The organism is Pantoea stewartii (assembly GCF_011044475.1).
Taxonomy (GTDB): domain Bacteria; phylum Pseudomonadota; class Gammaproteobacteria; order Enterobacterales; family Enterobacteriaceae; genus Pantoea; species Pantoea stewartii.
The window spans coordinates 17,593-31,030 of the sequence record NZ_CP049117.1 but is presented as its reverse complement, the minus strand read 5'-3'; the positions used below and the strand labels follow the sequence as shown (position 1 = coordinate 31,030).

The following is a 13,438-nucleotide window of genomic DNA, read 5'->3' as shown; positions in this document are numbered from 1 at the left end:
GAGGGCGACGTTTAACGAGAAAACACGCGCGGTCACGATAGCGGCAGACCAGAAAGGGCAGTCCCTTAAGGCGATATCACAGGTGCCTGATTTAAATAAAGGGATTCCAGTGCTGCCTAATGTGGCGGCAAAGCACGTCACAGGCCGCGATCCATTCAGTGCAGACCGTACCACAGCGCCTCTCAGCAGCAAGACCGTTAAAACGATGCCACCTGTGCAGGCTCCCGTTCAGGCGATACCTGTCCGTACCTGGCGAGTCGATAAAGGCACCACACTCAGAGAAGGGTTCACCCTGTGGGCAGGAGCAGAGCCATGTGGTCCTCAGAAAATGTGGCAGGTCCGTTGGGATGCTACAGCAAACTACCCAATTGATTACGCGCTGAGTTTCACTGCCACAAGCTTTGAAGAAGCTACGCGCCAGTTATTTGCATTGTGGAAAACGGCCAGGGTTCCGCTTTTTGTTGACGGTTATGGCGCGCCCCAGTGCCTGATTGTCGTTCACGACAGCCGCGGGATGTAGGTGTCCTCCTGACGCCGCCCGTTCTGCTTTTGCCGCTCTGAGCGGTGTAACCAGGAAAAACATTCATGAAATCTTCTTTCCGCCTCACCGCGGTGGCCTTGCTATGCCTGGCTGTCACAGGCTGCGCATTTAAGCGCATCAATGACGTTGACCGTTCTGCAACAGATACCGGCGACATAGCCTCATCGTTGCTGAAACAGGCCTCTGTAAACCGACCTGTCGTGCAATTCAGTAACAGCCAGTTCGTTAATCCCGTACCGCTGCCGGTTGCAAAATATGATGCGCCGCAGGAGATAGTGAACTGTCAGATGCCTTATCTGACCAAATCGCCGCAGGATATCTGGCAGTTCAGCCAGGATATTGCGACGGTCTGCCACCTGCGCACCCGCGTCACGCCGGATGCGGTTGCTGTGCTTGGCAGTCAGGCAGAAAAAACAGGCTCACCCACGCAGCGCCTCTCTCAGGTTCCATCACCTGTAATGACGGGAGCCGACGGTATGCGTCCTCTCGATTCGTTCGGGAGCGGCGGAGCGGACAGAATGTCCGCGCAGGCCCCCTCAGCCGGCAACTCATCCCGTAAATTTTCAGGCGTCAATTACAGCGGTAAGCTTGGCGGACTGCTGGATATTGTGACAGCACGCCTCGGGATTTCCTGGAAGTACGAAAACGGGATGGTGACCTTTTTCTATCTCCAGACTGCCCGGTTCGATATTGAACCGTCCGATGCGAAATACACACTTACCGGCTCTGTCGTAAGTGGTGTGTCAAACAGCAGTTCTTCTGATGGCGGCGGGGGAAGCAGCAGCGGATCAGGTAGCACCGGCGGTGTATCAGGTGAAAGCGGCACTAACCTGAAATCTGACGTCACCATGGGGAACAACCTTTATGCTGACCTGAAGTCAACAGCCGAAAGTATGCTGACACCCGGCGTTGGCCGTCTTGATATGAACAAGACCACCGGTACCGTTGTGGTGACGGACGTGCCCGAAGTCGTCAAACGCGTCGGCGACTACCTGACCACTGAAAACGCAGCCCTGAGTCGCCAGGTTAATCTCAAGGTTGTGATTTACTCCGTCAACAGTGATGTCAGTGATAACGTCGGCATCAACTGGAACGTCATCTATAAAACGCTGGCAGGTAAATACGGCATCAACCTTGTCGGGCCGACAAATGCAGTCGGAGATGCAGGTTCACTAAGCTTCTCTGTTCTGGACACCGCAACAGGTGCTGCCAGACAGTTCGCCGGCTCTTCGTTCCTGTTTGATGCCTTGTCAAAACAGGCAAAAGTGGCTGATGTCAGAACAATACCCCTGATGACTACGAACATGGCCTCGGCGTCAGTCGTTGTTGGGCGCCAGATAACGTACCTGAAAAGCGTCTCCACGACTGCCATAGCCAGTGCTAATAACACCGTACCGACGCAGACGCTGACTCCAGGGTCAGTCACTACCGGCACCAACATCACGATCTTCCCGAAAATTTTAAACGGTGACGATCGCATGATGCTCAACATGTTCCTGAACATATCCAGCCTTATCCGCCTGCGTGACATTTCGTCAGGCACCAGTGGCGACAAACTGGAAGCTCCTGACATTGATTCCCGCTCCGTACCTCAGCGTGTCTGGCTGAAACCCGGTCAGACGGTCGTCATCAGTGGTCTTGAGCAGAATGTGGATAACGCCAGTAAAGAGGGGCAGCTGTCTCCGGACAACCTCGTGACCGGCGGTAACCGCTCAGGTGAGAAAACACGCCAGTCTTTCGTCATCACCGTTACTCCCTTTATCGGGTAGGTCATCATGAAGAAGAGAAAAACAGCGACGGCGTCAGCGTCATCGCCGTTGACTGAGCATATTCGCGTGCTGACCTTTCATCAGCGTCGGTTCGTCGTGGGGCTCGTCTGGCAGACTATCAAGGCGCAGCGTAATCCCATGAAGGAAATCCGCCGCGTCGGAAAAGACAAAGGGCTGGACCTGGTTGCGGTTTGCCAGAGTGACAGCATCCAGGCCGGATTTGCACCGAAAACCCGCCAGCGTCTACGTGGGGCCTACTCACTTACTGTGGCCCTGAGTTCTTTGTTAAAAGGAAGCTGTATTGCGGTCGTTCCGTTGGGGGAAGGCCCGGACGGCATGGCGCAGTTTACTCTGGTAGGCCGACTCGAACGGGGAGGCATCCATTACTACTCAGATCGCGTTTATAGCGAAGTCGAACTGCCGCAAAAGGTGATTGATCTAAAAGATGAGCTGCGGGGCTCACGCGGTAATCTGGAGATTCCGGTTTATGGTGCGTTGTCTACGCCCTGTGTGACCAGTGAGCTGGACTTTGACGCGCTGCTCTCACCTGCGAATCTTAAGCGGCAGTTCCGGCTGCGGCCGCTGACCTGGGGGATGACGCGCGGACAGCTGGCCGCTGCAGCGATTGTTGTCGGGATTGCAGTTGCCGGTTTGATGATCTGGCTTCATATCGAGAATCAGCGTGAAGAAGACGAAAGGCTTGCGCGAATCCGTGCAGCTGCACATCAGGCTGAGGTTAACCGGCAAGCCCGTTATAAAGCCGCCCTCGATGGACTAAAGCATCCCTGGACCGAACAGCCTTCGGTGGCCACCTTTATCAGTCACTGCAGGGGAATGCTCGACAAAATTCCACTCTCAATAGTGGGCTGGATGACCACCAACGTAATGTGTATGCAGGATCAGGTGAGCGTTCAGTCATTGCGCCGGACAAATTCCGCAGCGACCACCGCGGCCTATGTGGCGGCCGTTAAAAAGCTGTTCGGCGTGACAGCTGAGTTTAACTTTAAAAACAGCAGCCTGACGTCATTTACCCTCAGACAGACTCTGCCTCCCGAGGGCGACGATCCCATGGTGCCGGTAGGCGAACGTCTGATGAATTTCATCTCATTATTTCAGGCACTCAATATTGACCTGGGCGTGTCATCGGTCCCGATAAAAGACGTCAAGGAGAATAAGGAAGGGGAAAAACTGCCGTTGCAGGACTGGCAGTCGTACACATTCAGTGCTTCAACGGACATCACTCCCGAGCTCATTTTCCCCGGCAATCAGTACACAGGTATACGCCTTTCCTCCATTGCCATTGACATCAATACCTCCAATGGCTCTCTCAGTTACAAAATTTCAGGATCGCTTTATGGAAAACGTTAAATACACACTGCTGTTACTGGTGGCGGGTGGCGTAGCGCATGCTGCAACCGAGATAAAAACGGTCGGTGATATTGATCGCCTGCAGAGCGGTCGCGTGCTTTATGAGGCACAGGCTGCTTTTAATAAGGCTAAAAATGAAGCCGGGCAGGGCGATGCGCTCTCACTGCCTGTGGGGCCAGCGCAGGGCGTCACAGCTGCACAACCCGGCATGTCTGCGGCCACTGCTGCGAACACAATGCCTTCCCTTGAAAAGGTTGTCGGTCAGGAGGCAACGTTACGTCTCGCTGATGGATCAATGACTTCCGTAAGGGCCGGGGATTCGCTGGGTGGTCTCACAGTGGTATCGGTGTCGTTGCGGGGGGTTGTGGTTCGCCGAAAAGCTGATAACCAGCTCCTTACACTGAACTGAGGATTATCACTATGATGACGGTGAGTGAAAAAACCCACAGCCTTGTGCCGCTGGAAAAGCAGTTGAGTGGTCGGTTACTGTCACAACTGATTCGCGATAACGTCAGGCTAATACGCGACAACGCAACAGATGGCCTCTGCCTCTATGTCCTGAGTGAGCTTGATCAGAACACTGAATTTTTAGAATTAAAACAGAACCTTCGGACTAATGAGGTTCATGCCGGTGTGACATGGTGTAATCGCGCTGAACTGTCACATATAGTGGAACAATTCAGCGCAATATCAGACACGTTAATCAGCGCAAGTGACTATCAGAACATCAATCTGAACATCATTGATGAGGCAGTAAGACTGCGAGCCTCAGATATTCACTACCGTATCTGGGCCAATTACACCAGTGTACTGTTCCGTATTGATGGCAACCTTCGGGAGATTAAAACAGAATCGGTGGAGTGGGGGACGCGAGTCTGCAATACACTCTTTAACTCAATGGGTGAAGAGCACAGCCAGCCTGTACTGAGCTATACAGAGCCCTGTGACGCGCGTGTGCGTGAAGAGTTCGTTAACGGTTTTGGCCTGAGTACTATCCGGTTTGCGAGCCGTCCAGGTGGGCAGGGCAGACTGGCGGTCGCACTCCGTCTTGTCAGCCGCCGTAAGCAGAGCCTGTCCTTCAGTCAACTGGGCCTGACGCCTCCTGAGGAAACATTGCTTCGTCGTACGCTGCTCAGTTCAGGTGCGACAATTTACAGTGGTCCAACAGGCCATGGTAAGTCGACAGCCTGCCAGTGCTCTGCGGAATTTCTTGCCAAAGAGGACCCCGGCGAGAATTTCATGTCTGTGGAAGATCCCATCGAATCTCCTATTGCCGGGGTTTTTCAGACGCCACGTGGCAAGCAGACTTACGGTGAAGCTCTCCGAAACCTACTTCGAATGGACCCTGACAGGTTATACGGTGGTGAGGCTCGAGATGCCGACTCTACGGTTGCAACGATAGAGGCTGTGCTGACAGGTGTTCCGGTTATTACGACAACCCATACAAACGCCCCTGCGGATGTGCTTCAGCGTTTCAGGAAGTTTGGTGTGGAGCTTGATTTGCTGTTTGATCCGACCATCATCTCTGGTCTGGTTGGCCTGCGGCTTGTGCCTTTGCTGTGCGAGTCCTGCCGAATACCCTGGTCTGAAGGGCGACAAAACGTCAGCCCTGTAATGCAGGATCTGGTGGAAACCTACACCAAAGTGTCAGGCGTATTCCTTCGTCGGCCGGGCGGATGTGATTGTTGCGGAAATACCGGGATCAAAGGTCGTATTGGCGTATTCGAGGTCATTGAAACGGATAACAGGTTCATGAGGCTTTATTCGGAAAGCGGCAAAATGGCTGCCTATCTTGACTGGATTGAGCGGGGAGGGGTAACTCTCTGTGAGAATATGCTTCGGGTGATTAATGAAGGACGCACCGATCCAGTCTGGGCACACCGTCGCATCTGTAACCTCAATCGTGATGCAAGGCTTAAAGCCGGGGAGGAACTGTGAATCGGTTTGCCCGCTTTATCTACCGAGCAACTTTTAACGCGCAGGACCGCATCGAGCTTTATGACGATTTTCGTCAGTATCTGCTCGATGAACGCCCGGTTAAGGATATTTTCAATAAACTCATCGCCAACTATTCCCGTCGTGGTAAAAGCCCTAACCATCCCGTCGCGCAGATACTGGAAGAATGCGCAGATAATCTTAACAGCGGTTACGGACTGGCTGATTCGCTTAGGGAATGGCTACCGGACCAGGAAGTCAGCATCATCGAATCCTGTGACCTCGCAGGAAGGGCTCAGGACGGTTTCCAGAGTGCAATTGATATTGCTGACGGGACAGGACGTATGGGCAAAAGCCTGAAGTCCACCATCATGACAACCGGATGGATTGTCATGCTCATCATCGGCATGCTTTCGCTCTTCTGTATCATGCTGGTACCCGTGATCATGCAGGTTGTGCCCCTCAGTCAGTGGAATGAGATGCAGACAGGGGTGTATTACCTTTACCTGTTACTGACAGAGTTCGGCTGGCTGACGCTTATAATTGCTGCAGTTTTGGTCTGGGGCATCTGGTCTTCTCTTCCTCGCCTTACCGGGCCTGTCCGTTTTTTCCTGGATCGTTTTCCACCCTGGTCGATTTACCGAAGGGTTCAGGGGGCCGCTTTTATTCTCAACATCAATGCCATGATTTCTGCCGGCATCCCGATGGGAGACGCGGTAAAAAGCATGAACAATTCGACCCGTTCATGCTGGCTGAAAGAGCGGCTGGATGCTCTTGAAAAGGCCATCAGCGGAGGTGAACAAAATCTGGGGCAGGCACTTGATGTTACCGGTTACGACTTTCCAGATGAGCGTGCGATCATCAAAATGCAGAGCCTGTTTGAAACCAAGAACAGTGAGGGATCTCTTAAGCGATTCGCAGATGTGTGGCTCAGCAAAACGGTAGAGGATGTTGAGAAGACTGGCGACCGCATCCGTCTGTGGAGTCTTGTACTCTGTGGCCTACTCGTCTCTTTTCTGATTTTTGTCATGTTTACCCTGATACAGCAGGCATTCGCCTTCCACTGATTTTCCTCAGCACCGGTAACGGTCTAAGAATAAAAACCGCTTCGCAGGTTTTAGCTGCGCCGCATACTCTCGTCTTTTAAAAAGGTAATGAAATGAAAAAGTTCAAAAAAGGTATCGCCAACATCACGGATAACATGGCCTCACTGGGCATAACAGTAGTGTTGATTGCCCTGGTGTTTACGCTTGTCGGGCTTGCCTATCACTATGTCAACACGACCAGCGAGGTCACGTTAATCAGTACAGTCATGAACGAAACGCGTAACCTGCGATCCTCTGATGGCTATGGTACGGACGATTATGTGCCAGCGCTTATCAAAGGAGGCAGTATCTCCAAAAACTACACTGTTCTGAATGGCCAGATTTATAACAAAGCCGGCGGGCAGGTGACCGTCACAGGAAACGGCGTTGGCTTTATTGTGGCGGATTCGCAGCTGCCTCAGGGTGAGTGTGTGAAGGTAGCCAAAAGCATCGGAACTGCGGACTTGTTATCGACCAAAATCAACAGCACCACAATTACCGGGGAAGTCACTGGCGCTGATGCCGCAGCCGCCTGTGTGGATGGTAACAACACTCTGACATTTACCACCCGTTCCTGACGCGCCGGGGTTCGTATTCCCATGACAGCAACCGCACTTAACGAGGTCGATTTTATCGACCTTTATCTTGGTGAAGATTACTCAGAGATCAAGGGGCTGGTCGGGGGGAGTCAGTTTCTTTCATCTGTTCCTGAAACCCTTGTGGATGATGTCCGTAAGTTAAAGGCACATTGTCTCAACACACAAAGAGAAAGCGGGCGCAGTGAGTTTTCCCTGTTCCATGGGGATCGGCTTTATCGTGCCACTGTAAATAAAGGCATTCGTGGAGAGCCGGACCTGGTTCTGAGGCAAACACCAGTCGGCGTTCGTTCTTTCGCCAGCATTCCACTGAGTACCCCGCTGCGTAAGTCTATAGAGATGCCTTCTGCCGCCGGGCTTGTTCTTATCGCTGGGGACATGGGGTCTGGAAAAACCACTACAGCCGCATCCATCCTGTGCCACCGGATAGCTGTGACAGGAACTCTGGGCGTAGCGATTCAAGATCCGACGGAGATCCTGGTACAAGGGCGTCATGGGAACGGCCGATGTATACAACTGGAGGTCAGGGAAAACGAGGGGTATGCCAGCGCGGTACGCAAAGCCTACCGAATGGGGGCTGGAGCCTTCTTTCTGGGTGAAATACGAGATGCAGCTACTGCGCACGAGGTGCTCCGTGCGTCCCTCAGCATGTTTGTCGTATCCACTATCCACGGTAGTTCTTGGAAGGAAGCGCTGGAACGCTACGTAATGTTCTGTGAAGCGATTAGCCCGTCCGCTAAAGCAAATATTGCCAGCACTTTATACGTCCTCGCTCACCAGACTATGCGGATAAATCCAGCTAACAACAGCAGGAATGTAGACATCACAGGTTTTAACCTGCGAAACACTCCAGCCAGAGACACTATTCAGGCCAAGATCACCGCCGGAAACTTCAAGTCACTGACAGATCAGTTAGGCAGTATCGATTACAACTTCGAGGAGAAGCCGTGAAAACCATGAAAAGGGGTATTGCCCAGATAACCGATGCCACAGTGGCCTACGGTGTCGTGGCGGCCATCATCGTCATATTGCTCATCCCGCTCTCGAGTTGGGCGCAGGAGATGTACCGGATGTACCGTGCCGGCGAGCAGGCAAATCAGGTACAGCGGGCTGTCAACCGCTATATCGCAGACCAGCAGTCGACCATTGCGGCGAACAGCAGCGCGTCAACGGCTTACACGCTGACCGTACCGATGCTCATAACTGCAGGGTATCTGCCACAGGGCTATTCACCCACAAATGCCTTTGCATCGACTTACCGAACCCTGATTTATCAGCCCGCTGCCAGCAAATTTCACACTATGACATTTATGACCGGTGGTACGGTGCTGAATCTGAGCCAGGCGCGTACGTTGGCCGGATTCATCGGCGCAGCTGGCGGATATATTGAGAATGGTGTAGCAAAAGGCGCGCAGGGTGGATGGCTGGAAAACCTGTCCGCTTTTGGTGGTTTTAATCCCGGAGACGGAACGGTTGTGATTGCGGGCTTTTATAACAATGGGGCAGTGGTTAATGATTATCTCTACAGGCACAGCGTTGCCGGCCACCCTGAGCTTAACACAATGGGGACCGCGCTTAATATGGGCAACAATGACATCAATAACGCGAACAATGTGAATACTCAAACCGTTAATGCTTCGGGTGATGTGAACGCAGCAAGGCTCACGGCCACTCAAAGTATTCAGTCCAACGGGTGGATTAACGCAAACGGGAACCTGACGTCACAGAGCAATATCTGGGCGGCGGGCGACAGTAATGCGAACGGAAGCATGCGTGCAAATGGCAACGTTTCCGCAGGCAATGACGTACATGCCGATGGTAACCTGACAACTAATAACAGCGTTTATGCGAATGGCAACATAACGGCTAACAATGATGTTGTGGCAAATGGCAATCTGAGGAGTAATCATGACCTGATAGCTTCCGGAGTCTTAAAACCACTACAGGTAAATAATGCAGGAAGTTTTTGCGACACATGGGGGGCAATCAGTCATGATAATTCAGGAGCTGTACTTTCATGCGTAGGTGGGGTTTGGAAAGCACCTTCAGTCACACAAACGACGACGACTTATGGCCCCAGCTTGTGTAATAACCGAAATGGCCAGTCAATAGCTTATTGCCCTCAAGGCTATCGGATGCTTTCAGGAGGATATGAAATGACTCAGTGGTTTAATGATGATGGAAGGAACTCACCTGATTCATCCTACCCTGATGCATCAAACAATGCATGGGTAGTTACGCCTCCGGGTAGTTCTGGAGGATGCGTACATGCTGTGGCTATGTGTGGACGTTAGAGCATCAAGGCTTTTGTTCGCCTAACCTATTGCGCAGTGTTAAAGTTTAAATCCATCGTAAACAATGTGACAGTCAGAGAATGGATAAAAATAAAACTTCTTATAATGGTGTGCAAGCACTAAGAGGGATAGCAGCACTAAGTGTAATGCTGTTCCATTTTAGGTGGAATATTAACCAAGTAGCTCCCGGCTTAGGAGACCACCTCTTTGGATGGGGGGCTGCAGGAGTAGATCTTTTTTTCCTAATCAGTGGATTTGTCATTACCCTCAGTGCGTCAAAAATCCCTCAAGGGATTACAGGTACAGTTTCTTTTATTAAAAACAGAGCGTTAAGGATTTTACCTTCTTATTATTTTTGGTTGCTTATTACCTTCTTATTGTGTGGTGCGATGAGTATTTTTCATTACGCGGATAAAAAGGAAAACCTTATAAGTGCCATCTTATTTATGCCGATATATCCCGATCACGCTCCATTCTTTGTCGACGATAGCGGTAACTATGGCATTAGATGGACGTTGAACTATGAAATTTATTTTTATCTGGTTGTTGGGATAATGATAAGCTTGCCAGCCCGATGGTTTTGGTTGATAAGTTACTTTATGATCACTCTCATCGCACTGCCTATTGTGCTTACTGGTTCATCTACATTAAATGTCACTGGATACCCAACTAACTCTGCACTATTGGGACTGGTCATGAACCCAATGATTTACCTATTCCTGACGGGAATGATTATTGCCTTAGGCCTACCTTTTTTAAAAAAATTGCCCTCGACTGTAGTTAATGTTGCCCTTACATTATCCTTTTTTTTATGTGTTTATATGTTTAGTCAGGGACGGTTCTCGGGGCATGGTCTTAGTGAATCCGGTTGGCTGTTAGGGCTACTTTTGGTGTTTACTATCCTTTCTGAAGATTTTTTAGGAAGGTATATACCCAATACCTTAGTCATGCTGGGTAATATATCTTATTCGCTGTACCTGATTCATACGCTGATAAACAATGGGGTGGTCGGCAGATTAGAGAGTATGGGCATTCAGCCGGGATGGGAGTTATTTTTAATTTCCATAGCAATATCTCTAGTCCTTGCGTATTTCTCTTGGAAGTATATTGAGCTACCTTTACTTAGAAAAAATCGTTTGAGGCAGGGTAAGGCAGCCACTACCTAATCATCCCAACAAGTGTGTCTCAGTTTTTATTTAAATAAGGTCATCATTTGGATGGCCTTTTTAAATTAATAAAAATCACTTCAATAAAAAATTCTATTTTTTTTCTTTTGCGTCATACGTTACTCAGTTTTTATTCCAGCCTTAATAAATCCCACTAATTTAACCCATGACTATCAGGGGAATCATGAACTCTTCTTTGTTTATTTCTATTATCTTGCTCGCTGCCGCAAGCATGTTGCTCTCGTTCGGGAACAGTAAACAGAGGGAAAGCACTGACGGTGCAAGGCAGCAACAGCAGTCAGGTGAGTTCCTGCACTACGTGGCTGCACTGAACGATCTGTACAGTTCAGGCACTCCAGCCGATGGGGACGTAACTACCAAAGCAGTTCTGCCGTCCTGGCTGCCACACAGTTCGGCCATTGTACTGCGTGTCAGTCGTGGTCAGGGATATGCTTTTACACCTTCTCAACCTGGCCTTTATGGACAAATTCTGGCAGATACCGAAAACAGCACCCATTTCGGCATTACTGATGCTGCAGGAATTAACACGCCTGCAGGCCGGCTCACTCGACCTGATTTTGTTCCGCCGGGCTATGTTGTTTATGTGAGGTAGCCGGGATGATGGTCTTCATTGTTGTGGCGCTGGTTTCCATGCTTCTGGCAGTCGTCCTCCCGACCTGTTATGCACGTGCAAAACGCTCTGCAGAGGCATCCCTCATCGGGCGGAACGAACCTCAGCAGGCGGTGGCTGTCAGACCCGTTTTGTCTGCCTTGTTGCTGTGTGGTGGAGTGCTTCCGTCCTGGTATATGACAGCGAACCTGCCTTTTACGCTTTTTGTTCTGCTGCTTGCCATGACAGCCTATGTCGACTGGATGACCACATGGGTTCCCGATTTGCTGATATTCGCCATGCCATGGGTGGTACTGACAGGCGGATTAACCATGCATTCAGTTCCATTTTTACTAGTCGGGGGGGCGGCAATGCTTGTCCCAGCTCTGATATTGAATGGAATATCAGTAATACGGGGCCAGTCGCCTGCTCTGGCATCGGGAGATCTCTATGTGTTGCCCGCAATCGGTATCTGGCTGACTCCTGAAAGCGCAGTGCTGTGTTTTTTCATCAGTCTGTTTCTGTCTATCCCGATTGGTCGTTACCGTCAGGGTGTTCCATTCATTACCGTTATTTATCCCGTCTTTATGGTGTTTTCACTATGTGGCGTTCACTTCTCCTGGTTCTTACGCTTGCCAGCATTCTGATGCCAGTCGCGAATGCTCGTGAACCATCCCCTGACATCACAACGTGTCTCAGAGGGGCGGGTATTAAGTTTGGTGTTGACTGGCGACTACTCCAGGCAATTGCCGAAGTTGAGAGCGGCCTGCGGGCTGATGCTATAGGGCTTAACGTGCGTCACGGAAAAGTGCTGAGTGAAGATCTCGGCATGATGCAGATCAACTCCTCCTGGCTGCCGGTGCTGGGCAAAATGGGCATAACCCGCAAGATACTGCTCTCTAATCCCTGTCAGAACATTCACGTCGGGGCCTGGATTCTGGCCAAAAACATATCGCAGAACGGGGTTAACTGGACCTCAGTGGGGGCCTATAACGCCGGTTTTAAGGATGCAAATGCCCCCTTTAGGCTCAAATACGCTCATAAGGTCTACGCACGTTATCTTGAACTTACTGGAAATTAAGAATGCTCAAATCTAAAAATAAGCGGCCGTTACTCATGGCGTGTGTTGTGGGTTTACTGATTGGCTGGGCAGGTACCAACCTCTCGGAATGGTATGCCAAAATTAGAAACACAGACAGCGACGGTTTTGGCCCCCTGTACAGGCAAAATGCTTTTCACTGCCAGTCGGAAACACGCCCTCTGCTGCTTAAGAGCGGAAAAGAAGAGACGGTTGCGGCGAGAAATGCCTACGCCGAAGCTTATTTCAGTTGTATGGCCAGCCAGATGAATAAGTTGAGCATGAAACTGTCATGGGCAGTCAGAACCAATGCCATGCTGGCATGCAGTCTGAAGGAAGGTAAAGAGGATAAAGCTTCGGCTGATGTATGTGTACAGAAAGCCCTGTCAGAATTTGAAAAGCACCGCTCACTACAAGATCAGCCCTTCGAAAAGTAACCCATCCTAAATACCCTTATTTTTAAGGGAGGCAATAGTATGCGTATTAATTTATATGCGTGGTCCTTATTGATATCTCTTTTCTTGCTGCCTTTTGCCAGGCCTGCTCAGGCTTACTGCTTTAAAGAGGCCGGTGCCCGCTATCACGTTTCACCTATGCTCCTCCGCGCCATGGCGCAGGTAGAAAGCAGAATGAATGCTCATGCGATTGGATATAACCGCAACAAGAAGGGAAAGATCACCAGCCGGGATTTTGGGCTGATGCAGATTAACTCAACACATATCCCGAAACTTGTGGCGATGGGTGTCATTCACAATGAACGGGATTTACTTACAGATCCCTGTCTGAACGTACAAACGGGGGCATGGATCCTCGCACAACATCTGCAGGTCTGTGGCCTTACCTGGCAGTGCCTTGGCAGCTACAACGCTGGCTTTGCCGATGACAACAGCGGACGTCGTATGGTTTATGCACGCAAGGTGTACTCCTTCTGGCTGGCCAGCCGCTAATTGCGTTCCCGCTCATTGCTTCAAACATAACTTCCCTGCGTTTTACCGG

At 50.7% G+C, this 13,438-nt stretch carries 15 protein-coding genes; all 15 read left to right on the top strand.

Annotated elements, in window-relative coordinates; translation table 11 throughout:
* The first annotated feature begins 82 nt into the window (after window positions 1–82).
* The 15 genes from G5574_RS23835 to G5574_RS23035 all read left to right on the top strand — a co-directional run bounded on the left by G5574_RS23835 (window position 83) and on the right by G5574_RS23035 (window position 13,389).
* Window positions 83–520, top strand: coding sequence for a TcpQ domain-containing protein (locus G5574_RS23835; protein WP_244964710.1), 438 nt, complete (start codon window positions 83–85; stop codon window positions 518–520).
* A gap of 65 nt (window positions 521–585) precedes the next feature.
* On the top strand, window positions 586–2,310 hold the full coding sequence (gene pilN / locus G5574_RS23100; RefSeq protein WP_164483419.1) for a PilN family type IVB pilus formation outer membrane protein: 1,725 nt from the start codon (window positions 586–588) through the stop codon (window positions 2,308–2,310).
* 6 nt (window positions 2,311–2,316) lie between these two features.
* Window positions 2,317–3,678, top strand: coding sequence for a type 4b pilus protein PilO2 (gene pilO2, locus G5574_RS23095; RefSeq protein ID WP_164483418.1), 1,362 nt, complete (start codon window positions 2,317–2,319; stop codon window positions 3,676–3,678).
* On the top strand, window positions 3,665–4,087 hold the full coding sequence (gene pilP / locus G5574_RS23090; RefSeq protein WP_164483417.1) for a type IV pilus biogenesis protein PilP: 423 nt from the start codon (window positions 3,665–3,667) through the stop codon (window positions 4,085–4,087). The genes pilO2 and pilP overlap by 14 nt, the downstream gene beginning before the upstream one ends.
* An 11-nt stretch (window positions 4,088–4,098) precedes the next feature.
* A complete protein-coding gene (locus G5574_RS23085) occupies window positions 4,099–5,616 on the top strand; it encodes a GspE/PulE family protein (protein ID WP_244964709.1) in 1,518 nt (505 codons plus the stop codon).
* The gene (locus tag G5574_RS23080) at window positions 5,613–6,680 is read left to right on the top strand and encodes a type II secretion system F family protein (RefSeq protein ID WP_164483416.1); all 1,068 of its coding nucleotides are present in this window, start codon (window positions 5,613–5,615) and stop codon (window positions 6,678–6,680) included. Before G5574_RS23085 ends, G5574_RS23080 begins: the two co-directional genes overlap by 4 nt.
* A 92-nt stretch (window positions 6,681–6,772) precedes the next feature.
* Entirely contained in the window at window positions 6,773–7,276 is a 504-nt protein-coding gene (locus G5574_RS23075; RefSeq protein ID WP_164483415.1) for a type 4 pilus major pilin, read from the top strand.
* A gap of 21 nt (window positions 7,277–7,297) precedes the next feature.
* A complete protein-coding gene (locus G5574_RS23070; protein ID WP_164483414.1) occupies window positions 7,298–8,245 on the top strand; it encodes an ATPase, T2SS/T4P/T4SS family in 948 nt (315 codons plus the stop codon).
* A 5-nt stretch (window positions 8,246–8,250) separates the two neighbouring features.
* Window positions 8,251–9,588: a shufflon system plasmid conjugative transfer pilus tip adhesin PilV gene (pilV, locus tag G5574_RS23065; protein ID WP_244964714.1), complete on the top strand. Its 1,338-nt coding sequence runs from the start codon at window positions 8,251–8,253 to the stop codon at window positions 9,586–9,588.
* 80 nt (window positions 9,589–9,668) lie between these two features.
* Window positions 9,669–10,754 (top strand): acyltransferase family protein, encoded by a 1,086-nt coding sequence (locus tag G5574_RS23060; protein ID WP_164483412.1) that lies wholly within the window; start codon window positions 9,669–9,671, stop codon window positions 10,752–10,754.
* A 184-nt stretch (window positions 10,755–10,938) separates the two neighbouring features.
* Complete coding sequence (gene pilM / locus G5574_RS23055; protein ID WP_164483411.1) at window positions 10,939–11,367, top strand: type IV pilus biogenesis protein PilM; 429 nt, start codon at window positions 10,939–10,941, stop codon at window positions 11,365–11,367.
* A 5-nt stretch (window positions 11,368–11,372) separates the two neighbouring features.
* On the top strand, window positions 11,373–12,011 hold the full coding sequence (locus G5574_RS23050) for a prepilin peptidase (protein WP_164483410.1): 639 nt from the start codon (window positions 11,373–11,375) through the stop codon (window positions 12,009–12,011).
* Window positions 12,011–12,445, top strand: a complete 435-nt coding sequence (locus tag G5574_RS23045; protein WP_244964708.1) for a lytic transglycosylase domain-containing protein — start codon at window positions 12,011–12,013, stop codon at window positions 12,443–12,445. Before G5574_RS23050 ends, G5574_RS23045 begins: the two co-directional genes overlap by 1 nt.
* Window positions 12,446–12,447: 2 nt before the next feature.
* Window positions 12,448–12,879, top strand: coding sequence for a hypothetical protein (locus G5574_RS23040; RefSeq protein WP_164483408.1), 432 nt, complete (start codon window positions 12,448–12,450; stop codon window positions 12,877–12,879).
* A 39-nt stretch (window positions 12,880–12,918) separates the two neighbouring features.
* The gene (locus G5574_RS23035; protein WP_164483407.1) at window positions 12,919–13,389 is read left to right on the top strand and encodes a lytic transglycosylase domain-containing protein; all 471 of its coding nucleotides are present in this window, start codon (window positions 12,919–12,921) and stop codon (window positions 13,387–13,389) included.
* Window positions 13,390–13,438: the final 49 nt, after the last annotated feature.

Excerpts from the sequence above, each read along its gene's own strand:
- pilN (WP_164483419.1), top strand. The coding sequence starts at position 586 with ATGAAATCTTCTTTCCGCCTCACCGCGGTGGCCTTGCTATGCCTGGCT.
- pilO2 (WP_164483418.1), top strand. The coding sequence starts at position 2,317 with ATGAAGAAGAGAAAAACAGCGACGGCGTCAGCGTCATCGCCGTTGACT.
- pilP (WP_164483417.1), top strand. The coding sequence starts at position 3,665 with ATGGAAAACGTTAAATACACACTGCTGTTACTGGTGGCGGGTGGCGTA.
- G5574_RS23085 (WP_244964709.1), top strand. The coding sequence starts at position 4,099 with ATGATGACGGTGAGTGAAAAAACCCACAGCCTTGTGCCGCTGGAAAAG.
- G5574_RS23075 (WP_164483415.1), top strand. The coding sequence starts at position 6,773 with ATGAAAAAGTTCAAAAAAGGTATCGCCAACATCACGGATAACATGGCC.
- G5574_RS23070 (WP_164483414.1), top strand. The coding sequence starts at position 7,298 with ATGACAGCAACCGCACTTAACGAGGTCGATTTTATCGACCTTTATCTT.
- pilV (WP_244964714.1), top strand. The coding sequence starts at position 8,251 with ATGAAAAGGGGTATTGCCCAGATAACCGATGCCACAGTGGCCTACGGT.
- G5574_RS23060 (WP_164483412.1), top strand. The coding sequence starts at position 9,669 with ATGGATAAAAATAAAACTTCTTATAATGGTGTGCAAGCACTAAGAGGG.
- pilM (WP_164483411.1), top strand. The coding sequence starts at position 10,939 with ATGAACTCTTCTTTGTTTATTTCTATTATCTTGCTCGCTGCCGCAAGC.
- G5574_RS23050 (WP_164483410.1), top strand. The coding sequence starts at position 11,373 with ATGATGGTCTTCATTGTTGTGGCGCTGGTTTCCATGCTTCTGGCAGTC.
- G5574_RS23045 (WP_244964708.1), top strand. The coding sequence starts at position 12,011 with ATGCCAGTCGCGAATGCTCGTGAACCATCCCCTGACATCACAACGTGT.
- G5574_RS23040 (WP_164483408.1), top strand. The coding sequence starts at position 12,448 with ATGCTCAAATCTAAAAATAAGCGGCCGTTACTCATGGCGTGTGTTGTG.
- G5574_RS23035 (WP_164483407.1), top strand. The coding sequence starts at position 12,919 with ATGCGTATTAATTTATATGCGTGGTCCTTATTGATATCTCTTTTCTTG.